Source organism: Mesorhizobium sp. M7A.F.Ca.MR.176.00.0.0, from assembly GCF_004023165.1.
Taxonomy (GTDB): domain Bacteria; phylum Pseudomonadota; class Alphaproteobacteria; order Rhizobiales; family Rhizobiaceae; genus Mesorhizobium.
Window position 1 is genome coordinate 33,193 of sequence record NZ_RZTC01000044.1, and the last position, 19,038, is coordinate 52,230.

Below are 19,038 nucleotides of genomic sequence, written 5' to 3' on the forward strand. Positions count from 1 at the left end.
GGTCGACCGGTGAGAGCAGGTAGGGTTTTGCTGGATCGCGCCCGGTCTCAAAACTGTTGGCGGCGATGTCATCGAGCGATCCGATCGGTCTGCCCTCGGCCGAGCGGACATGCGCAGCCGGGTCAGCCATCTCGCAAAGGTCGCGCATGGTTGGTGCCGCACGCAAGGTGATGTCGAAGACCGTGCCATCGCGCACCGCGACGACCAGCGGGTATGCGGCATCGCTGCTTCTGGCGCGTCCGACAAAAAGGCCCTCGGTGGGCAGGTGGGTCGGGTTCGTCATAGCGCTCTGTCCTCTGCGTGATCGACAATGTGGCGAAGTGATGGTCAATGTGGGCTGGCCGGATCGGCGCGGCACTTTCACCGGATTCCCGTCAAAGGTCTATCCCGTCGCAGACGATCGGAAACTCTGGGTCTCCGATCGTCTCGGCGGCAGTCCACAGACGAAAGCCAAGGCGCTCTTTCAAAATTGTGAAATTCTGACTAGGATTTTCACCAATCGCAGCGCATTCAGGTGACCTTTGGCGACAGCATTCTCCGATCCGATCTGGCGCAAGCCACAGACAGCTTCCACGTTTCAATCGCTTCCCAATGGCGAACGTGTCGATCTCGCCATCGTTGGCGGTGGCATCATGGGCTTGTCGACCGCCTTGCATGCCGCCCGGCTTGGCCTGTCGGTGCAGGTGCTGGACGCTGGCGAGATCGGCCAGGGCGCATCAGGCTTGAATGGCGGTCAGGTCATTCCCGGCCTGAAATACGATCCGGAATGGCTGCTGGAGCATTTTGGCCCGGAGCACGGCGAGGCGCTTGTCAATTTCGCGGCGTCGACCGCCGATGCGGTGTTCGAGCTGATCCGCGACGAGAAACTGGCGGTGCCGTTCGTTCGCAATGGCTGGATCCAGGCTGCGCACACCGAGGCCGCACTGAAGGCGGCGGTAAACCGTGATCGGCAATGGCGGGCGCGTGGTGCCGACGTCCGGTTGCTCGATGCGGCGGAGATCGCGGCCAAGACCGGTGCACAGGGTTATCTCGGCGGCTGGCTCGACCGCCGCGCCGGTGTGATCGATCCGCTCGCCTACACGTGGGAACTTGCTCGGGTCGCGACCGCGGCTGGAGTGAGGATAGCCGGACATCAGAAGGTGGTGCGGCTAGACAAAAGCGACGGCGTTTGGCGTGTTTCAACTGAAAACGGGGTGCAATTGCAGGCAAAGGCGGTCGTGCTGGCGACGAACGCCTACACGGACGGTCTGATCCCCGGTCTCGCCCAGACGATCGTGCCGCTGCATTCTTTCCAGATCGCTACAGCGCCGTTGCCGCCCAACCTGGCGGCCACGATCCTGCCGGAAGGACAGGCGGTGTCGGACTCCAGGCGCATCCTCGTCTACTACCGCAAGAGCGCCGACGGCCGGCTGGTGCTTGGCGGCCGGGGTCGCATGGCGCTGCCGACGAGCGCCGGCGACTGGGCGCATCTCGAGCGGGCGCTGCGGCGGCTCTATCCCGTGCTGTCCGGTGTCGCCATCGAGAAGCGCTGGTTCGGCCGCGTGGCGATGACGCCGGACCATCTGCCGCACATCCATGAGCCGGAGCAGGGCCTGCTGGCCGTGGCCGGCTGCCAGGGTCGTGGTGTCGGCCTGATGACCGCGCTTGGCGAGCGCATCGCCGGCTATCTCCAGAGTGGCGATGTCAGGCAATTGCCCTTCCCGGTCTCGCCGATCCGACCGATCCCGTTTCACGCCTTCCGCCAGGTTGGCGTCGCCGCGACCATCGCCTGGTACCGGCTGCTCGATGCGTTGGAGCGCTGACCAAAGCAATTCCTGTCAATGGGGTTCCGTTTGGGATTCCGCTTGACAGTTTCATGAATATGAAAAACTCTAAGATAATTTCAAATTTCCGATAGGCAGGTCGATGTCGGCCCTAGTTGCAACATCAGCGCCAGAGGCCCGGTCTTCTCAGGGCTTCCGGGTCGCCATGCTGCTGCCGGGCGCGCTGGTCACCTTCCTGCTGATCCTGTTTGCCCTCGGCCTCGTGCTTTTTCTCGCCTTCCGCGGCAATGACGGTTCGCTGCTCGGCGCCGGCTTCACCGTGGCGAATTTTGTCACCGTGGTGTCCGATCCGCTGTACTGGACGGTGACGCTGCGCTCGCTGATCATTGCCGCTCTGGTCACGCTGGCGACGGTCGTCACCGCTTATCCCGTCGCCTACTACCTCGCCTTCCACGCCGGCCGGCGGCGCGGCCTGCTGCTGTTTCTGGTGACGCTGCCATTCTGGACCAGCTATCTCCTGCGCGTCTTCGCCTGGAAGATCGTGCTCGCCTATAATGGCGTTTTGAACTCGGCGCTGATCGAAAGCGGTATCTGGTCCGAACCGACATTGGCCTTTCTCAACACGCCGGCGGCCGTCGTCGTCACGTTAGCGCACGCCTATGCGCCTTTCGCCATCCTGCCGATCTACGTGGCGCTGGACACCATCCCGAAATCGCTGATCGAGGCCGCTTCCGATCTCGGCGCGCGGCCCTTCACTTCCTTCCGCCGGGTCGTGCTGCCCAATTCGATGCCGGGCGTGCTGGCGGCAGCCCTTGTCGTCTTCGTGCCGACGGTCGGTGACTATGTCACGCCGGCGCTCGTCGGCGGCCCGGCCAGCACCATGATCGGCACGCTGATCCAGGCGCAGTTCGGCAAGGCCAATGACTGGCCGTTTGGCGCCGCACTCTCCGTCGCCGTCATGCTGGTCATCCTTGCCGTGGTGCTGGTCGCGCGTTTCGCCGACCGCAGATTTGGCAGCCGCACATGAGCGCTGCACGCACGCAGGGAGGCGGCCGCTGGCTCGGCGTCTACGTCATCGCCTATCTGGTCTTTCTCTATCTGCCGGTGCTGCTGATCCCGCTGTTTTCCTTCAACAACTCGATCCAGGCAGCGTTTCCGCTGCAAGGCTTCACCTTACAATGGTACGCGACACTGTTCGGCAATTCGGCGCTGACCGGTGCACTCTTGAACAGCCTCGTCATCGGCGCCATTGCCGCCACGGGCGCGACGCTGTGCGGCATCACCGTATCCTACATGGACCTCTACGGCCGCTCGCCGCTGGCCGCCACCATCAGCGCCATCGCAAGGCTCCCGATCCTGATCCCCGGCGTCATTGTCGGCATATCGCTGCTGATCCTCATCAACCTCATTGGTCTGGGGCCATCGCGCATTGCCATCGTTCTCGGCCACATATTGGTCGCGCTGCCGACGACCGTGGTGATCATGCGCAGCCGCTTCGCCGCCATCCCGAAAACCATTCGCGAGGCGGCGCTCGATCTCGGCGCCTCCGACTGGACGACGTTCCGGCGGGTCATGCTGCCGCTCAGCCTGCCGGCCATCATTTCGGCCTTCATGCTGGCCTTCCTGATCTCCTTCGACGAATTCATCGTTGTCTTCTTCCTCGCCGGCACCGAGCCGACGCTGCCGCTCTACATCTGGAGCCAGCTGCGTTTTCCAAAGTCGCTGCCGACGGTGATGGCGCTGGGCACTTCGATCCTGGCTGTGTCCTTCATCATCGCTGCAGCAGCTGAAATCCTGCGCCATCGCGGCTTGTCCGCCACGGCGCCAAAGCCCCCGGATCCATCACAACCAAAACAAACCAAGAGAGGAGAACTGCAATGGCATTCGACCTGAAATCGATCTCTGCAAAGACTGTTTGCGCTGGATTGACGGCGTTCGCGCTGGCGCTGTCGTCGACCGTCGCTTTCGCCGGCGACAAGCTGCAATATTTCACCTGGTCGGGCTACGAACTGCCCGATTTCAACAAGAGCTTCCTCGCCGCGCATCCCGATGGCGTCGAGGCCTCCATCTTCGGTGACGACGATGACGCCTTCACCAAGGTCAAGGCCGGCTTCCGCCCCGACATCGCGCATCCCTGTTATGACAAGGTGGCGCGCTGGAACAAGGAAGGCCTGCTGCAGCCGATCGACACCAAGCGCATCAAGAACTGGGATTCGATCTTCCCGGTGTTCAAGAACCTGCCCGACCTGCAGGCCGGCGACGGCAAGGTCTGGATGGTGCCATGGGACTGGGGCAACACCTCGATCCTCTACCGCACCGATCTGGTGAAGAACCCGGAAGCGAGCTGGAACCTTTTGTGGGACAAGCAGTATGCCGGCCGCATGGCGACGATCGACGCGGTGCATGACACGCCTGTGGTGGCCGCGCTGCTCGCCGGCGTCAATCCGTTCGACATGACGCCGGAGCAAATGGACAAGGTGGCCGAGAAGCTGCGCGAGCAGCGCCCGCTGCTCTCCAACTACACCACCGACATGACCTCCGTCGAACAGGCGTTGGCCAGCGGCCAATTGGTCGCCGCCATGACCTGGAACGCGTCCGCCACGTCGCTGAAGAAGCAGGGCGTGCCGGTCGAGTTCATGAAGCCGAAGGAGGGCATGCTGACCTGGGCCTGCGGCTTCGTCATGCTCAAGGACGCCAAGAATGTCGATCTTGCCTATGACTTCATCAACAGCCGGCTGGATGCCGACTCCGGCAAATACCTGATCCAGGCCTATGGTTACGGCAGCTCGCTGAGCTCCGCCTTCGCCACCGTGCCGAAGGCGGAATTGGAGAAATTGCAGCTGCCATCCGATCCCGAGGTGTTGCTGAAGACCACCATCTTCACCGGGCCGATGAAACAGAATGACGACCTCGCCAAGATGTTCGAAAAGGTCAAGGCAGGCGGGTGAGTTGAGGCCTGCCTTCTCCCCTTGTGGGAGAAGGTGGATCGGCGCGCAGCGCCGAGACGGATGAGGGGTGCGTGGCGGATCGCCGTCGTCGCCAAGCTGGAGCACCCCTCATCCGTCGCCTGCGGCGACACCTTCTCCCACAAGGGGAGAAGGGGGAGCTTATCGACGCTTCGCCGCGCTCCGATGGATAGACTGCAAACGAGGACGAATTGATGGACATGCTGGACGAACCGGCTGAGAAGCCGAAGGACGATGCCGATGTGCGGGTCGGCCGGCGCGTGCGGGCGCTGCGGCTGGAGCGCAATCTGTCGCTGGCCGATCTTGCTGCAAAAGCCGGGGTGTCGATCGGTGCGTTGAGCCAGATCGAGCGCGGCATGTCCTCGCTGCGCGTCAAGGTGATCTGGCCGCTCGCCGCTGCTCTCGACATAGAGCCGTCTGCGCTGATCGCAGACGGCAACGATGCCGTCAGCGATCTCTATTGTGTGCGTGCCGACAAGCGGCGGCAGATCCCGGTGAAATCGGAAGGCATTGCCAAGGCGCTGCTGTCGCCGCCGGGCGCGACGCTGACCGGCATGTTGGTGACGGTGGAAGCCAGTGGCGGCACGGCCGAAGCCTATGCCCATGCCGGCCATGAATTCGGCTTCGTGCTGGCCGGCGAGGTCGAACTGGTGGTGGATTCGACAAATTACGTGCTGAAGGCCGGCGACAGCTTTGCGTTCAAGAGCACGCTTTTGCATGCCTTCCGCAATCCCGGCGCCGAGCGTTGCCAGATCCTCTGGGTCAACACCACGAAGCCGTCCGAGGTTCGCGATGGCGCCTGATCCACTCGTGCGACTGCAGGCGGTCTCGAAGATTTTCCCTGGCGGCATCGTCGGGCTCGACGCCGTCGATCTCGACATTATCAGCGGCGAGTTTGTCACGCTGCTCGGGCCGTCGGGTTGCGGCAAGACCACCAGCCTGCGCGTCATCGCCGGTTTCGAAAGCCCGTCGAGCGGCAAGGTGTTGCTCGATGGTCGCGATATCACGGCCCTTCGGCCCTTCGACCGGCCGGTCAACACCGTGTTCCAGGATTATGCGCTGTTCCCGCACATGAATGTCGCCGAAAATGTCGGCTTCGGTCTGTCACTGCGCAAACTGTCTGGAGCCGAACAGGCAAAGCGCACCGGCGAAGCCCTCGACATGGTCGGTCTCGCCGACAAGCTTGGCGCCCGCGTCTCCGAACTGTCGGGCGGCCAGCGCCAGCGTGTCGCGCTGGCGCGTGCCATCGTCTGCGAACCACGCGTGCTCCTGCTCGACGAGCCGCTGTCGGCGCTCGATGCGCATCTGCGCGAGCAGATGCAGGTTGAACTGAAGCGGCTGCAGTCGCGGCTCGGCACCACCTTCGTCATGGTCACCCACGACCAGACCGAAGCGCTGTCGATCTCCGACCGCATCGTCGTCATGAACAAGGGCCGCATCGAGCAGATCGCGCCGCCGGCCACCCTTTACGACCGGCCCGCCACGAAGTTTGTGGCGAGCTTCATCGGCACCATGAATCTCCTGCAATCGCGCTTCGTCGGCCGCGATGGCGATCGCTTGCGTTTCACGGCCGGCACCCTGCCGCTGGAGGCCATTTCTGAAACCGGCCAGCTACTCGGCGAAGGCGAGGTGCGGACCATCGGCGTGCGCCCGGAGGATTTGCTGGCGATGGCCGAGGCGGCGCCTGGCACCGCGCCGGTGCGCGTCAACAGCGTCGTCTTTCACGGCCGCACGCTGCGCCTGCATGCCGAGCTCGGGCAGGGCGCCCCTGTTGTCATCGATGCACCGCGCCAGGCCGAGGGTTCCCAATTCAGCGTCGGAGACGTGGCGCATATCAGCCTGCGCCGTGGTGCCAACTGCCCGGTGCTACCAGGTTAGTTTCAGCTACGTTAAAAACCGAAGCATCCGTTCGCGCCGCTCCGTGGCTACAAGCACTACGCCGATTGGGCGACCAACTTCGAGGTCAAGGGCATCATCGGCTACGGGCCGTCGTCGCCCTGACTATGTGGACCTGTCAGCCGGCTGTGAACAAAAGACCATGGAACTAAGTAGGAATTGACTCGCCGGGGAATATATTCCTAGTTTGGCCGATGCCGGAATTGAGCAGCCGACCGCGCCGAAATGTGCAGACCCTGTGCCTTGCGCACGAAGTCGGGCAACTCATTCGTGTTCGATGCCGGCACTGCAACATCACTCGGCACTATCTGCCCGGCGATCTCGCAAAGCTTGTGGGGGATATTCCCTTTTGGGACGTCGAACGGCATATGCGGTGCGAGCGCTGCAAGCTTCGCGAGCTTGATGCCAGCATTATTTTGCCGAGCGCCGCTGAACGCTTGAAAATTCGGGTCAGGCGCCTTGTCGAAATCCGCATGGTTCGCCGGGTGATCTGGCGAGACGACGATTAAGAAAGCGGCTGATTAGTCGATCCTGCGGCCTAGAACAGAGACCCTTGAGTTGGCACCTGCTGCGGAAACTTGATCTGCGTGGCGGGCTTCTCAACAATTACCAATGCATCGTCCGGCGCTGTCTGCTGCAAATGCCTCGCTTCTGCCCACGGCGCTATAAGCCAGGCCTGGGCATCTTCCGGCGTGGTCAGGATCACGGGCATAGCCTTCTCATGGATCGGCGCGATGACGGCGTTAGGCTTGGTTGTCATGAAGGCAAATAGCTCGAAGTTGCCAGGACCATCCTTGACCTTTCTAACGCCTTGCCAACGGGTCCAGAAACCAGCGAAGAAGAACAGCGGCCGGCTCTCGTCACGCGCAAACCAATAATTGCGCTGGATGCCTGTGTCTGGGTCTTTGTCGTTCGGGGTAGGGCTGGGTTCGGCAAAGCTGGTCACCGGCACGACGCATCTGTGCTCGACGCCGACATATTGCTGCCAGTGCGAATATTGCGGATTGCGCACGTTGGTGGTGCCGTAGTCCGCCTTGCCTTTTATGCGTTCAGGTGGCGTTGGCAAACCCCAAAGCAGTTTCGCCAGCTCACGCTCCCCATCCGCCGTGTTGCGAACGACTAGGCCAGGCTGATTGGGATAGACGTCAAGCGAAGGCTCAAGGTTGCCGCTGACGTCGCGCATTGTGCGTGTCCATTGGCGGACCGCCTCTTGCGTCGTGGTAATATTGTAGAGGTTGCACATTCACCTAGAATTGCGGAATTGGCTTGTGTCCGCAACCGGATGTGCGGGAGCGCGATCTGCACGACATTATCATCCTGACATGGCTTGTCAGCTACGACGCGGCCCGACGATGGCAGGGCAGTAAGCTGTTCCCTACTTGCAGTGCGTCTGAACAGGAGGAACACAAATGACCATCGCGGAAATTGCCAAGGATTTCACCGAGCTGCTCAAGCAGGGCGACAACGAAGCCGCTGCCGAGAAATACAATGCAGACGATATCGTCAGCCTCGAAGCCATGGAGGGGCCAATGGCTATTGCCCGTGGCAAGGAGGCTCTCAGGCAGAAGGGCCAGTGGTGGCAGGAGAACAATGAAGTGCATGGCGGCTCGGTCGAGGGTCCCTATGTCAACGGCGACCAGTTCGCGGTGCGCTTCAAGTTCGACATAACGCCCAAGGCTACCGGCGAGCGCGTCACCATGGATGAAGTCGGCCTCTACACGGTCAAAACCGGCAAGATCACCGAAGAGCGCTTCTATTATTGAGGCCGTGAAATACCATCGGCTTGCGGGAACTCGATCTCGTCGCTGGAGGTTGAAAAATAAGTATGGCGGCCGGGACGATGTCCCAGGCCGCCATGTAAGAGGCTCAAATGGTCTTCACGTACTGCGCAAGCTGATCGGCCACCGTGCCCCAGCCGTCGAAGAAACCCATCTCTTCATGGTTGTTGCGGGTCGCCTCGTCGCGATGGATGGCGGTGGCGGTGTAGCGCGTGCCCTTGCCGTCCGGCTGCAAGGAAATGACAGCGGTGATTAGGGGTTCCCCAGACGGCCGGTAACCCGGCAACAATGCATCCGTCCACACCAGCCGCTCGTTCGGCACGATTTCGAGATAGCAGCAATGGCGGTCGTTGACCTCGGTTCCGTCGGGCGACTGCATGCGCGTGCGGAACAGCCCGCCCGGCCTGAGGTCGATCTCGCAGTCGGTGATCATCCAAGGCTTCGGCGTGAACCATTGCTTGACGTGCTCCGGCGTCGTCAAGGCGCGCCACAGCAATTCGCGCGGCGCATCGATGACGCGCTCCAGCACGAGGTCCAGCCTGGGATCCGGCTTGAGGGGATAGATCATTTTTCTGTCTCCTTGAGGGTCATCACATAGGCGTCGAACTGGTCGAGGCGGCGCTCCCAAAGCGTGCGCTGTTCGGCCAGCCAGTTTTCGGCGAGTTTCAGCGGCTCAGGTGCCAGCTGATAGGTCCTGACCCGGCCGGTCTTTTGCGAGTGCACCAGCCCGCAGCCTTCCAAAATCTTGAGATGTTCGATGAAGGACGGCAGCGCCATCTCGAAAGGCTGCGCGAGTTCGCTGACCGAGGCGGGACTGCGGTTCAGCCGCTCGACAACGCGGCGTCGCGTCGGGTCGGCAAGAGCGCGAAAGATGCCGTCGATCGGTGGAGGGCTCGGAGTTGGGGTCTGGAGGCTTGTCATTGATTGGTCCTGAGGCGCTGTCAAAACACTTAGGAAAATTCCTTAGTGTTGGCAAGGGCAAAACCGAAGGCCTGCCGGGGCAGCGCTGGCAAAGCGCGCAGAGCGTCCTTAATCTGCGGTCAGATTCGAAATCCGAAGGGCCACTGTTTTGACGATCACCATGTACGGCATCACCACCTGCGACACGGTCAGGAAGGCACGGGTTTGGCTGGATGGCCATGACGTGGCCTACCGGTTTCACGATTTCAGGGCAGAGGGACTGGACGCGAAGCGGCTCGATGGCTGGGTTGGCAAGGTCGGCTGGGAAAAGTTGCTCAACAGGGGTAGCACCACGTTTCGCGAGCTGCCGGACAACGACAAGCAGAGCCTCGACGAAAAGAAGGCCAAGGCGCTGATGCTGGCCAAGCCGACCGTGATCAAGCGACCGGTGCTGGAGGTTGGGGATCGGATTCTGGTGGGGTTCAAGGCTGATGTTTATGAGGCGGTGGTGAAGTAGGGCAGCGCATACACCTCACTTCGTCATCCTATGGCGAAGCAAGGAGCGGAGCGACGCAGCGCAGACCATAGGATCCATGCCGTGATCTATCCGTGTTGCAACGGTGCAGATTCTGCTCCGCTGCGCCTTTCGACTGAGGTCGCGGCATGGATCCTCGGGTCAAGCCCGAAGATGACGAAGGTCTGGCTAACGATGGCTAATTGTGAGCGCTTGCGCTGAGATACCCCGCCAGCGCCACCGCATTGTTATGCGCTTCATCATGCGCGCCATAGAGCAGCGTCACCTTGCCGTGGCTGATCAAGCCTCGCAATTCACTCACCGCCTCGCCGTTCCCGTCCAGCTCAGCACGATACCGCTCCTGAAACTCCGGCCAGCGCGCCGGCGCATGGCCGAACCACTTTCGCAGGTCGTCGCTCGGTGCGATGTCCTTCAACCACAGCGTCAGCGCAGCGTCTTCCTTGCTGACACCGCGCGGCCAGATGCGGTCGACCAGAACCCGCTGCCCGTCATCGGGCGCGGGTGGCTCGTAGATACGCTTGACCGCCAGGTCGAAGGCCATCGCACCCTCCGTACGGTCAAGCCCATTCACCCTTGCGCATGACGGGCACGCGGGCGCCGTCCTTGTGGACACCATCGATGTCGATCTTGTCCGAACCGATCATCCAGTCGATGTGGATGAAGCTCTTGTTGCCGCCGCGCGCCGCGATCTCGTCCTGGCTGAGCGAGGCGCCGTCGACGAAGCACTTCGAATAGCACTGGCCGAGCGCGATATGGCAGGCGGCGTTCTCGTCGAACAGCGTGTTGAAGAACAACAGCCCGCTTGCCGAGATCGGCGAGGAATGCGGCACCAGCGCCACTTCGCCGAGGCGGCGCGCGCCCTCATCTGTATCGAGCACCTTCTTCAGCACATCCTCGCCCTTCGATGCCTTGGCCTCGACGATCCTGCCTTCTTCGAAACGCACCGAAATGTCGTCGATCAGCGTGCCCTGGTAGGACAGCGGCTTGGTCGAGGAGACATGACCCTCGACCCGCCTTGCATGCGGCGTGGTGAAGACCTCCTCGGTCGGGATGTTGGGATTGCAGGTGATGCCGTTCTTGGCGGTCGAGGCGCCGCCCATCCATTCATGGCCGTCCGCCAGCCCAACGGTCAGGTCGGTGCCCGGTCCGGTGAAATGCAGCGCGTGGAAATTATGGCCATTGAGCCATTCGGTGCGGCTGCGAAGCGCCGCGTTGTGCGCCTTCCAATTGCCGATCGGGTCCTCAACATCGACCCGCGAAGCGGCGAAGATGGCATCGGCGAGCTTCACGACCGCAACATCGTCGGCATCGCCGGGGAAGACCTGTTTGGCCCAGGCGAGGTCCGGATAGGCGACGATGTTCCAGTTGATGTCGAAGCCGGTGATCTTTTCCAGCGCCGGCTGGTAGGCCATCGAATTCGCCTTGTTGGCGCGCGCCACTTTCGCCGGATCCTGTGCGGAGAGCAGCGACGGATCCTCGCCGCGCACGGCAAGCCTGGCCGCATTGTTGGAAAAGGCCTTCGCCATGCCTTCATAGAGCCAGCCGGCGGCGCGGTCGAAGCTCGCATCGGCACCGAAGCGGTAGCGGGCCAGCGTCATCTCATCATCGTTGAAGATCGGCGTCACCAGCCCGGCGCCGGCCTTGTAGGCATGCTCGACGATCCGCCTGGTCAGCGGCAGTGCCGCGATGGACGACGTCAGCACCAGATCCTGCCCCGGCTGCAATTGCAGTCCGACCTTGATGGCGACTTCCGCCAGCCTGTCGAGCTTCACCGGGTCGATCGATGCGGAAACGCCGCGCGAATGTGTGGTCATGATCCTGCCTGTCGTAGTTTGATGTCCGACCCTACATAGCTCGGTGCCTCCGTCCTTGCCACCGCGATCGCGCCGGCGGGTTCTGGGTTTACGGACCCGAACCGCGCCATGGTTGCCTCGATCTCTTCCCTGATCCAGAGCTTGAAATCACGGACCTTACGGCTTTCCGCCTTGGTGCTGGAGGTCACCAGCCAATAGCCGAGCCCGCTCTGGGCGCGGATTCCGAAAGGCGCCACCAGCCGCCCGTCGGCCAGCGCGTCGGCGGCGAGCAATTGCCAGCCCAGCATCACGCCATGACCGGCAATCGCCGATTCCAGGCACAGCATCGGGTCGGTGAAACGCGCACCCTTGAGGAAGGCAACAGGCGGAACGCCTGCTGTCTCGAACCAGCTTTCCCAGTTGATCATTGCCCGCTCGTCGGTGATCGCGCAGGTCTGGGCAAGGTCCTCGATCGACTTCAGTTTTTGGGCGATCGCCGGCGCGCAGACCGGGAAGACTTCCTGCGCCAAGAGCAGTTCCGCCCGCCCGCCAGGCCATTTGCCGTCGCCAAGCCGGATGGCGATGTCGATGTCCGAGTGATCGAGATTGGCCAGCCGCACCGAAGCGTCGATGCGCAGCAGCACGTTGGGATGTCGGTCGAAGTGGCGAGATAGCCTGGGCAACAGCCACTTCGAGGCAAAGGCCGGCGCCACCGAAACCACCAATGTGCATTGCGTAGCCTCGTCGGCCAGCGCCACGGCCTGGGCAAGCTCACGAAATCCAGCACCGAGGCGGGTCGCGAAAACGGCGCCGAATTCGGTCAGCACCAGACCGCTCGCCGTTCGCTCGAACAGCGCCTGGCCGAGCTGTTTTTCGGTACGGCTGATCTGCTGGCTGACGGCGCTGACGGAAACGTTGAGTTCACCGGCCGCCGCCGCCAGTGATCCGAGACGGGCAACGGTTTCGACGGCGCGGAGGCCGTTGAGATGGACGCGGTTGAGCATTTGAGTTTTTCTAAACTGATCCGGCTGAAATCTCAATTGAAAGGCATGTCGAAACGGCAGATTTTGTCGGGAGGGACAGACTTGGGGAGCCGGAAATGTTAGGGATTTTGTCGTCGTCGCTGAAGGTCTTTTTCACTGCGAGCGGGCCGTATGAGCAGCGCCGGGACAGCGAGGCGCAGAGATGGCAGATCGATCCGCTTTCGCATCCGGTGCTGAACACCATGTCAGAGCGCGAACTGGGCGATGTGCCGTTCAGGCTGACGGCACGGCGGACAGTGCACGAGACGGCTCCGCTGTCCGCCGGCGGCCGCTGCTGAGCAGGCGCCAAGCGTTCCGACATAGGAAGTCGAGGCGAGCACCACGTCCCGCGCACGCACTGGCCCAACGGATGGCGATTGTTTCAGCGATCCCTGTACTTATTGTGCAGTGCAATGACATCAGCCAACTCGACAGCACTGCGTTTCGCTTTCGCCGGTATGATTGCCATGGCTGTCGCCATGGGCATCGGCCGTTTCGTCTACACGCCGATCCTGCCCGGCATGATGCAGGAGTTGCATCTGTCGCCTGCCGATGCCGGCTGGATCGCGTCGGCCAATTATCTCGGCTACCTCGTCGGCGCGTTAGCGGCGGCGGGCGGCTGGGCGCATGGGCGCGAGCGCCTGCTGATGCTGGCGGGGCTTGGCGCCAGTGCGGTCCTTGCCGCGCTGATGGGGCTGACCGAAGCGATGGCGGCCTTTCTCGCCATCCGCTTTCTGGCCGGTCTGGCCAGCGCCTTCGTCATGGTGTTCATGGCCAGCATCGTTTTCAGCCATATCGCGGCTGCCGGTCGCAACGACCTGCAGGCCTGGCATTTCGGCGGCGTCGGGCTCGGCATAGCGGCATCGGCGGCGATGATGGCGGTGCTGGTCGCCGAGCATTCGGGCTGGGCGGCAGGCTGGCTGTGGTCGGCGGCGATTTCGGCCTGTGGTTTCGTCCTCGTGGCTCTGTTGGTCAATGAGGGTCCGCTCGGCGACGGCGAAGTCTCCCGCGAGCCGGCACTGCGGATGGACCGGTCGTTGGTCAAGGTCATCATCGCTTACGGCCTGTTCGGCTTTGGCTATGTGGTGACGGCGACATTCCTGGTCGCCATCGTCCGGCAAGGCGGCGGCAGCCGCATCTTCGAGGCCATGGTGTGGATGGTCGCCGGTCTTGCGGGCTTTCCCTCGGTCTGGTTCTGGCAGAAGATCGCGGCGCGGACCGGCCTCTATGCCGCCTATGCGCTGGCGTGCTTCATCGAAGTTGCCGGCGTCACCGCCAGCGTCGCCATCGGCGGCGCCACCGGGCCGCTGCTTGCCGGCGTGCTGCTCGGCGGCACCTTCATTGCCATCACCGCCTTTGGCCTGCAGGCCGCCCGGCAGCAGGCGCCAAGCGCGCCGCGGCGGATCTTTGCCCTGATGACGGCTGCGTTCGGCCTTGGCCAGATCATCGGGCCGGTCGCGGCCGGATTTCTGGCGCAAATGTCCGGCGATTTCTTCCTCGCCTCGATCACCGCCGCAATCGTGCTGGTCGTCTCCGGCGCCATCACATGGTCGGCTGCGCCAAAATCGCCATGATTGTGAGCTTGCTGTGCCGGGCATCGGGCACGGGCATTTTCTTTCCCACTAATGTGTGACTTTATGCCCGCTGCCGTCAGCTGATTTGCGCCCAGATCGAGGAATTCGCCACAGTGTTCGTATCGTTTTTTCCAAAGCCGAAGCTGTTTTTTAGCTCGGCGGTCGTCTGGAGCCTGCTTGCCGTCTTGCTCTGGTTCTACGCAGGGGAACATTTTGGTGGTGTTTTCGGTATGCCTCCAGCTGCTCCCGATGCGCCGCCGATCATCGGTGTCTCATCATTCTGGTCACTGCCGTTTCTATGGTTCTACGTATATTTTGCCGTCGTAGTGGCGCTCTTCTACGCCTTTTGGGCTTGGTATTCGCCACACCCATGGCAGATCTGGTCCATTCTCGGCTCTGTGCTGATCCTCTTCATCACCTATTTCCAGGTTCAGGTGAGCGTTGCCATCAACAACTGGTACGGGCCATTTTGGGATCTGATCCAGAATACCATTTCGGGCAAAATAAAGATCACCGCTGCCGATATCTACTGGCAGATTGCTACATTCATGGGAATTGCCGGTGTAGCCGTGGTGGTCAGTGCGCTTACTGTATTTTTGGTAAGTCACTATGTCTTCCGTTGGCGCACTGCAATGAACCAGTTTTACATGGAAAACTGGCAGAAGCTGAGGCATATTGAGGGTGCCTCACAGCGTGTCCAGGAAGACACGATGCGTTTCTCCACGATCATGGAGCAACTCGGCGGCAATTTGATTGACTCGGTGATGACCCTCATCGCCTTCACTCCGCTGCTCATAGCCCTGTCGGTTCACATCACGGAATTGCCGATCGTGGGTGTGATACCGCATCCGCTGCTATTGTCGGCTATTTTTTGGGCCTTGTTTGGCACCGTGCTTCTGGCTGTGGTCGGCGTTAAATTGCCTGGGCTTCAGTTCCGGAACCAGCGCGTTGAGGCGGCTTATCGAAAAGAATTGGTCCTTGGTGAAGATGACCCGAATCGAGCACAGCCACCTGCTGTGAGAGAATTGTTTGGAAATGTAAGAAGAAACTATTTTAGGCTGTATTTTCACTACGTGTATTTCAACGTATTTCGCTACCTCTATTTGCAAACGAACAACATATTCTCTTTGATATTGATGGCGCCGTCCATTGCGGCTGGTGCGATCACTTTAGGTTTGTTGAATCAAATCAGCAATGCGTTCTCCCAAGTGACATCGTCGTTCCAGTATCTTGTAAACTCGTGGCCAACTGTGGTTGAGCTGATCTCGATCTACAAGCGTCTGCGCGCTTTCGAAGCCACTCTGCATGGCGAGCCGCTGCCGGAAATCGACCAACGCTATCTTGACCGCCAGGCGCAGGCGCCCGATCCAGCTTGACTGGGGTGTGAAAGTCGGCGGCTCAGCCGCCGACTGAGACCTGCCTTTGGCCAGCGTCCTGTCGCGAAACATAATCGCGAAAACTGATGCATTCGACATCGGCTTTGACGCAGACGTCGCCGGCAAAGCGCTCCAGCGCGTTCCAGTAGGCGCCGTCATTCATCAGCGCGAAGTGGAAGCCGAGTTCCAGTGGAATGCGTTTTCCCGCATACTGCTTGTCGAAGGCGGCGCGGAAGGCAGCATAGGTCCGGTTGGCGAACTCGCCCGCTTGGCTTGGCCGCTCGAAGCCGCCGGAATGCCTGACATACAGATTGTAGTCCATGGCGATAACCGGCCGCGACTTCGGTCCTTCCGGAATCTGCGGCAGGGAAAAGTGCATGATGCCGTTGCTGGCCGTCGGTCGGGCAGGGCCCTGCGAGACGCCGCTGGCATCGAATTGATATCCGGCCGCCGGCAGCGCCTCGTAAAGCGCCTTGCCGGTCGACAGATACGGCGCGCGAAAGCCGACCACCGCATGCCGCGCGAAATCCCGCCAGCCCTGTGGTTCGGGTGCAATGCCGTTGATCGCATAGGCGTTCTCGAGAATGTGCTCGAACGAACTGAACTCTTTCAGCCAGTCGGCCTTGCTCCAGTCCTTGCCGTCGAAATGGCCACAGCCATGGCTGGCGATATCGTGGCCTTCATGCGCGGCAAGGCCGATCTGTTCGAGCCGCTCGGTGACTTCCTGCTTCGAGGCGGCAAAGCCGATGTTGGATTTGCCGGCGCCTTTGCCGGGTGCGGTGTATTCCTTGCGTGTCTCCGTCGACAGCAGGAAGACGCAGGAGAGAAAATAGGTGAAGTGCGCGCCGGTGCGCTCAGCCAGTGCCCGGCTGCGTTTCCACTGCGAAATGTCGCGGGCACTGTCGAATGAGATGATGACGACCTGTTTCGGCTTTGCCGGCGCCAGTGGATCGGCCAAAGCCCCACCGGCGGCGGCGAGTGCCGCAAGCGAAAACGCAACAACGCGGAACGGACGAAGCATAGGCAATCTGATCTTCACTCGGGGAACGTCTGCAAGCCGGCTATCGCCTAAATGTGGCGTGGGTGCGATTGGCCTTTTCGGCTGCTTGTCCGGGGCAAACATCCGTTTGCCCCGGACAATAGGCGATTTTCCGGTTGAACCCCTTCCATGCCGGCAAAATTTCGCTAAAACGCGGGCTGACAAAGGCCCGACGGGGCAGGAATGGTTTGATTGATGTCCGACGACAGTTTTATCCGTGAAGTCAACGACGAGATCCGTCGCGAGCAGGCGCAGGCGCTGTGGGACCGTTTTGGCCCGGCCTTGATTGTCATTGCGGTCCTCGTGGTGCTCGGCACCGCCGCCTTCGTCGGCTATCGCTATTGGGACGAGACGCGCGCCAACCGCTCGGGCGATGCGTTCTCGCAGGCGCTGAAGCTTGCCAATGACGGCAAGAACGATGAGGCGCTGACTGCGCTCGATCAGTTGGAGAAGGATGGCTACGGCGCCTATCCGCTGCTCGCCCGTATGCGCGGCGCGACCGTCAAGGCGAACAAGGGCGATGTTCCCGCCGCCGTCAAGGATTTCGACGAAGTCGCCGCCGACACAGCCATTCCCCAGGGAATTCGCGACATGGCGCGCCTGCGGGCAGCGCTGCTGCTCGTCGACCATGGCTCCTTCGCCGACGTGTCCAGCCGTGTCGAGGCACTGACATCCGACACCAACACGCTGCGCCACACGGCGCGCGAGGCGCTCGGCCTTTCCGCCTGGAAGGAAGGCAAGACGCAGGATGCGCTGAAACTGTTCGACCAGATCGCCGCCGATGACGGCGCCCCGCGCAACACCCGCGAGCGCGCAACATTGATGTCCGAGCTGATCCGCGGGTCGGGCAGTGCGTCGTGACCTTCAAAGTCGCCATCATCGGCAGACCTAACGTCGGCAAATCGACTCTTTTCAATCGGCTGGTGGGAAGGAAGCTGGCGCTCGTCGACGACACGCCGGGCGTCACCCGCGACCGTCGCGTCCATGCCGCCAAGCTTTACGACCTGCATTTCGACGTCATCGACACCGCCGGCTTCGAGGACGCTGGCGCCTCGACCTTGCCCGGCCGCATGCGTGCGCAGACCGAGATCGCCATCCGCGAGGCCGACCTGATCTTCTTCACCATCGACGCCAAGTCTGGGCTTTTGCCTGACGACAGGACCTTCGCCGAGATCGTGCGCAAGTCCGGCAAGCCGGTCGTGCTGGTCGCCAACAAGGCCGAGGCGAAGGGCGCCCAGGGCGGCATGCTGGAAGCCTGGGAACTCGGCCTTGGCGAGCCGATCCCTGTTTCGGCCGAGCATGGCCAGGGCATGCCCGATTTGCGCGACGCCGTGATCGGCGCGCTCGGCGAAGCGCGCGCCTTCGGCGAAGCAGAAGGCGAAGACGAAGACGTTGCTGCCGGCGAGGTTCTGATCGGCGAGGATATCGCCGATCCGGATGCCGAGCACACCTATGACGACACCAAGCCAATGCGCATCGCTGTCGTCGGCCGTCCCAATGCCGGCAAGTCGACGCTGATCAACGCGCTGATCGGCGAAGAGCGGCTGCTCACCGGACCGGAAGCCGGCATTACCCGTGATTCGATCTCGGTCGACTGGGATTGGCATGGTCGCCGCCTGAAATTGTTCGACACGGCCGGCATGCGCCGCAAGGCCAGGATTCATGAAAAGCTGGAAGTGATGTCGGTGCAGGACGGTCTGCGCGCCATCCGGTTTGCCGAGATCGTCATCATCGTGCTCGACGCCACCATCCCCTTCGAGAAGCAGGATCTGCAGATCGCCGACCTGATCATCAGGGAAGGCCGGGCGCCGGTGATCGCCTTCAACAAATGGGATCTGATCGACCATCCCCAGGAGCTTCTGGCCGAACTGCGAGAGAAGACGGAACGGCTTCTTCCCCAGGCGCGCGGCCTCCAGGCCGTACCTGTCTCCGGCGAGACCGGGCGCGGCCTCGACAAGCTGATGGATGCCGTCATCAGGACGCACAAGGTGTGGAACAGCCGCGTCTCGACCGGCAAGCTCAACCGCTGGTTGGAAGGCATCCTGGCGCACCACCCGCCGCCTGCCGTGGCCGGACGCCGGCTGAAGGTCAAGTACGTCACCCAGGCCAAGACCCGGCCGCCGGGTTTCGTTGTCCAGTGCTCGCGGCCCGATGCGATGCCGCAATCCTATGTCCGCTATCTCTCCAACAGCCTGCGCGAAGCCTTCGACATGCCCGGCGTGCCGATCCGCATTGCGCTGCGCACGTCGGACAATCCGTTCGCCGGTAGGTCGAACAAGCGCAAATAAGCGGTCGGGCTCGAATGAGCCCCTTTGCTCGCGGGAATTCTCCGCAAAATTGGCGGGACAGCACCCCCCTCTGGCCTGCCGGCCATCTCCCCCGCAAGGAGGGAGATC

The 19,038-nt window shown here is 62.0% G+C and carries 21 protein-coding genes and 1 pseudogene; 14 read left to right on the forward strand and 8 right to left on the reverse strand.

Going from position 1 to position 19,038, the window contains the following annotated elements; genetic code table 11:
* Positions 1 to 283, reverse strand: a pseudogene (locus EOB59_RS36410) (fumarylacetoacetate hydrolase); the annotation flags it as partial.
* Between the two features lie 238 nt (positions 284 to 521).
* On the opposite strand from EOB59_RS36410, the gene EOB59_RS16590 reads away from it, so the two are divergent.
* The 7 genes from EOB59_RS16590 (at position 522) to EOB59_RS16620 (ending at position 7,134) form a co-directional block, all read left to right on the forward strand.
* Positions 522 to 1,802, forward strand: a complete 1,281-nt coding sequence (locus tag EOB59_RS16590) for an FAD-dependent oxidoreductase (protein ID WP_127396841.1) — start codon at positions 522 to 524, stop codon at positions 1,800 to 1,802.
* 103 nt (positions 1,803 to 1,905) lie between these two features.
* A complete protein-coding gene (locus EOB59_RS16595; RefSeq protein ID WP_127396840.1) occupies positions 1,906 to 2,790 on the forward strand; it encodes an ABC transporter permease in 885 nt (294 codons plus the stop codon).
* Entirely contained in the window at positions 2,787 to 3,656 is an 870-nt protein-coding gene (locus EOB59_RS16600) for an ABC transporter permease (RefSeq protein ID WP_128288802.1), read from the forward strand. The genes EOB59_RS16595 and EOB59_RS16600 overlap by 4 nt, the downstream gene beginning before the upstream one ends.
* Positions 3,641 to 4,711, forward strand: coding sequence for an ABC transporter substrate-binding protein (locus EOB59_RS16605; protein WP_127396838.1), 1,071 nt, complete (start codon positions 3,641 to 3,643; stop codon positions 4,709 to 4,711). Before EOB59_RS16600 ends, EOB59_RS16605 begins: the two co-directional genes overlap by 16 nt.
* A 212-nt stretch (positions 4,712 to 4,923) precedes the next feature.
* The gene (locus EOB59_RS16610; RefSeq protein WP_127328457.1) at positions 4,924 to 5,532 is read left to right on the forward strand and encodes a cupin domain-containing protein; all 609 of its coding nucleotides are present in this window, start codon (positions 4,924 to 4,926) and stop codon (positions 5,530 to 5,532) included.
* The gene (locus EOB59_RS16615) at positions 5,522 to 6,607 is read left to right on the forward strand and encodes an ABC transporter ATP-binding protein (protein WP_128288803.1); all 1,086 of its coding nucleotides are present in this window, start codon (positions 5,522 to 5,524) and stop codon (positions 6,605 to 6,607) included. The genes EOB59_RS16610 and EOB59_RS16615 overlap by 11 nt, the downstream gene beginning before the upstream one ends.
* Positions 6,608 to 6,819: 212 nt before the next feature.
* On the forward strand, positions 6,820 to 7,134 hold the full coding sequence (locus EOB59_RS16620) for a hypothetical protein (RefSeq protein WP_027036017.1): 315 nt from the start codon (positions 6,820 to 6,822) through the stop codon (positions 7,132 to 7,134).
* Between the two features lie 29 nt (positions 7,135 to 7,163).
* Here EOB59_RS16620 and EOB59_RS16625 read toward each other — a convergent pair whose 3' ends face one another.
* Positions 7,164 to 7,868 carry an SOS response-associated peptidase gene (locus EOB59_RS16625; RefSeq protein WP_128288804.1) on the reverse strand — a complete coding sequence of 235 codons (705 nt, stop codon included), beginning with the start codon at positions 7,866 to 7,868 and terminating at the stop codon, positions 7,164 to 7,166.
* A gap of 166 nt (positions 7,869 to 8,034) precedes the next feature.
* Here EOB59_RS16625 and EOB59_RS16630 point away from each other — a divergent pair, with 166 nt between their 5' ends.
* Positions 8,035 to 8,388: a nuclear transport factor 2 family protein gene (locus EOB59_RS16630; protein WP_128288805.1), complete on the forward strand. Its 354-nt coding sequence runs from the start codon at positions 8,035 to 8,037 to the stop codon at positions 8,386 to 8,388.
* A 103-nt stretch (positions 8,389 to 8,491) separates the two neighbouring features.
* On the opposite strand, the gene EOB59_RS16635 is transcribed toward EOB59_RS16630, so the two are convergent.
* Both EOB59_RS16635 and EOB59_RS16640 read right to left on the reverse strand, forming a co-directional pair.
* The gene (locus EOB59_RS16635) at positions 8,492 to 8,971 is read right to left on the reverse strand and encodes an SRPBCC family protein (protein WP_128288806.1); all 480 of its coding nucleotides are present in this window, start codon (positions 8,969 to 8,971) and stop codon (positions 8,492 to 8,494) included.
* Positions 8,968 to 9,324: a metalloregulator ArsR/SmtB family transcription factor gene (locus tag EOB59_RS16640; RefSeq protein ID WP_128288807.1), complete on the reverse strand. Its 357-nt coding sequence runs from the start codon at positions 9,322 to 9,324 to the stop codon at positions 8,968 to 8,970. Before EOB59_RS16640 ends, EOB59_RS16635 begins: the two co-directional genes overlap by 4 nt.
* Positions 9,325 to 9,484: 160 nt before the next feature.
* On the opposite strand from EOB59_RS16640, the gene EOB59_RS16645 reads away from it, so the two are divergent.
* Positions 9,485 to 9,820, forward strand: a complete 336-nt coding sequence (locus tag EOB59_RS16645) for an ArsC family reductase (protein WP_245481766.1) — start codon at positions 9,485 to 9,487, stop codon at positions 9,818 to 9,820.
* Positions 9,821 to 10,016: 196 nt separating this feature from the next.
* Here EOB59_RS16645 and EOB59_RS16650 read toward each other — a convergent pair whose 3' ends face one another.
* The 3 genes from EOB59_RS16650 to EOB59_RS16660 are packed head-to-tail and all read right to left on the reverse strand — an operon-like array spanning position 10,017 to position 12,635.
* A complete protein-coding gene (locus EOB59_RS16650) occupies positions 10,017 to 10,379 on the reverse strand; it encodes a DUF488 domain-containing protein (protein ID WP_127270292.1) in 363 nt (120 codons plus the stop codon).
* Between the two features lie 16 nt (positions 10,380 to 10,395).
* The gene (locus EOB59_RS16655) at positions 10,396 to 11,652 is read right to left on the reverse strand and encodes an aminopeptidase (RefSeq protein ID WP_128288808.1); all 1,257 of its coding nucleotides are present in this window, start codon (positions 11,650 to 11,652) and stop codon (positions 10,396 to 10,398) included.
* Positions 11,649 to 12,635, reverse strand: coding sequence for a LysR substrate-binding domain-containing protein (locus EOB59_RS16660; protein WP_128288809.1), 987 nt, complete (start codon positions 12,633 to 12,635; stop codon positions 11,649 to 11,651). Before EOB59_RS16660 ends, EOB59_RS16655 begins: the two co-directional genes overlap by 4 nt.
* Positions 12,636 to 12,730: 95 nt before the next feature.
* On the opposite strand from EOB59_RS16660, the gene EOB59_RS16665 reads away from it, so the two are divergent.
* The 3 genes from EOB59_RS16665 to sbmA all read left to right on the forward strand — a co-directional run bounded on the left by EOB59_RS16665 (position 12,731) and on the right by sbmA (position 15,603).
* Complete coding sequence (locus EOB59_RS16665; RefSeq protein WP_128288810.1) at positions 12,731 to 12,952, forward strand: hypothetical protein; 222 nt, start codon at positions 12,731 to 12,733, stop codon at positions 12,950 to 12,952.
* Positions 12,953 to 13,066: 114 nt separating this feature from the next.
* Positions 13,067 to 14,227, forward strand: a complete 1,161-nt coding sequence (locus tag EOB59_RS16670) for a YbfB/YjiJ family MFS transporter (protein WP_128288811.1) — start codon at positions 13,067 to 13,069, stop codon at positions 14,225 to 14,227.
* A 113-nt stretch (positions 14,228 to 14,340) separates the two neighbouring features.
* Positions 14,341 to 15,603 (forward strand): peptide antibiotic transporter SbmA, encoded by a 1,263-nt coding sequence (gene sbmA / locus EOB59_RS16675; RefSeq protein ID WP_128288812.1) that lies wholly within the window; start codon positions 14,341 to 14,343, stop codon positions 15,601 to 15,603.
* A gap of 22 nt (positions 15,604 to 15,625) precedes the next feature.
* Here sbmA and EOB59_RS16680 read toward each other — a convergent pair whose 3' ends face one another.
* On the reverse strand, positions 15,626 to 16,624 hold the full coding sequence (locus tag EOB59_RS16680) for a polysaccharide deacetylase (protein WP_128288813.1): 999 nt from the start codon (positions 16,622 to 16,624) through the stop codon (positions 15,626 to 15,628).
* A gap of 213 nt (positions 16,625 to 16,837) precedes the next feature.
* Here EOB59_RS16680 and EOB59_RS16685 point away from each other — a divergent pair, with 213 nt between their 5' ends.
* The gene (locus EOB59_RS16685; protein WP_127811033.1) at positions 16,838 to 17,503 is read left to right on the forward strand and encodes a tetratricopeptide repeat protein; all 666 of its coding nucleotides are present in this window, start codon (positions 16,838 to 16,840) and stop codon (positions 17,501 to 17,503) included.
* Entirely contained in the window at positions 17,500 to 18,930 is a 1,431-nt protein-coding gene (gene der, locus EOB59_RS16690; RefSeq protein WP_127396280.1) for a ribosome biogenesis GTPase Der, read from the forward strand. The genes EOB59_RS16685 and der overlap by 4 nt, the downstream gene beginning before the upstream one ends.
* Positions 18,931 to 19,038: the final 108 nt, after the last annotated feature.

What these genes read in the sequence shown, in the direction of transcription:
- EOB59_RS16595 (WP_127396840.1), top strand. Translation starts at nt 1,906, where the DNA reads ATGTCGGCCCTAGTTGCAACATCAGCGCCAGAGGCCCGGTCTTCTCAG.
- EOB59_RS16600 (WP_128288802.1), top strand. Translation starts at nt 2,787, where the DNA reads ATGAGCGCTGCACGCACGCAGGGAGGCGGCCGCTGGCTCGGCGTCTAC.
- EOB59_RS16605 (WP_127396838.1), top strand. Translation starts at nt 3,641, where the DNA reads ATGGCATTCGACCTGAAATCGATCTCTGCAAAGACTGTTTGCGCTGGA.
- EOB59_RS16610 (WP_127328457.1), top strand. Translation starts at nt 4,924, where the DNA reads ATGGACATGCTGGACGAACCGGCTGAGAAGCCGAAGGACGATGCCGAT.
- EOB59_RS16615 (WP_128288803.1), top strand. Translation starts at nt 5,522, where the DNA reads ATGGCGCCTGATCCACTCGTGCGACTGCAGGCGGTCTCGAAGATTTTC.
- EOB59_RS16620 (WP_027036017.1), top strand. Translation starts at nt 6,820, where the DNA reads ATGCCGGAATTGAGCAGCCGACCGCGCCGAAATGTGCAGACCCTGTGC.
- EOB59_RS16625 (WP_128288804.1), bottom strand. Translation starts at nt 7,868, where the DNA reads ATGTGCAACCTCTACAATATTACCACGACGCAAGAGGCGGTCCGCCAA.
- EOB59_RS16630 (WP_128288805.1), top strand. Translation starts at nt 8,035, where the DNA reads ATGACCATCGCGGAAATTGCCAAGGATTTCACCGAGCTGCTCAAGCAG.
- EOB59_RS16635 (WP_128288806.1), bottom strand. Translation starts at nt 8,971, where the DNA reads ATGATCTATCCCCTCAAGCCGGATCCCAGGCTGGACCTCGTGCTGGAG.
- EOB59_RS16640 (WP_128288807.1), bottom strand. Translation starts at nt 9,324, where the DNA reads ATGACAAGCCTCCAGACCCCAACTCCGAGCCCTCCACCGATCGACGGC.
- EOB59_RS16645 (WP_245481766.1), top strand. Translation starts at nt 9,485, where the DNA reads ATGTACGGCATCACCACCTGCGACACGGTCAGGAAGGCACGGGTTTGG.
- EOB59_RS16650 (WP_127270292.1), bottom strand. Translation starts at nt 10,379, where the DNA reads ATGGCCTTCGACCTGGCGGTCAAGCGTATCTACGAGCCACCCGCGCCC.
- EOB59_RS16655 (WP_128288808.1), bottom strand. Translation starts at nt 11,652, where the DNA reads ATGACCACACATTCGCGCGGCGTTTCCGCATCGATCGACCCGGTGAAG.
- EOB59_RS16660 (WP_128288809.1), bottom strand. Translation starts at nt 12,635, where the DNA reads ATGCTCAACCGCGTCCATCTCAACGGCCTCCGCGCCGTCGAAACCGTT.
- EOB59_RS16665 (WP_128288810.1), top strand. Translation starts at nt 12,731, where the DNA reads ATGTTAGGGATTTTGTCGTCGTCGCTGAAGGTCTTTTTCACTGCGAGC.
- EOB59_RS16670 (WP_128288811.1), top strand. Translation starts at nt 13,067, where the DNA reads ATGACATCAGCCAACTCGACAGCACTGCGTTTCGCTTTCGCCGGTATG.
- EOB59_RS16680 (WP_128288813.1), bottom strand. Translation starts at nt 16,624, where the DNA reads ATGCTTCGTCCGTTCCGCGTTGTTGCGTTTTCGCTTGCGGCACTCGCC.
- EOB59_RS16685 (WP_127811033.1), top strand. Translation starts at nt 16,838, where the DNA reads ATGTCCGACGACAGTTTTATCCGTGAAGTCAACGACGAGATCCGTCGC.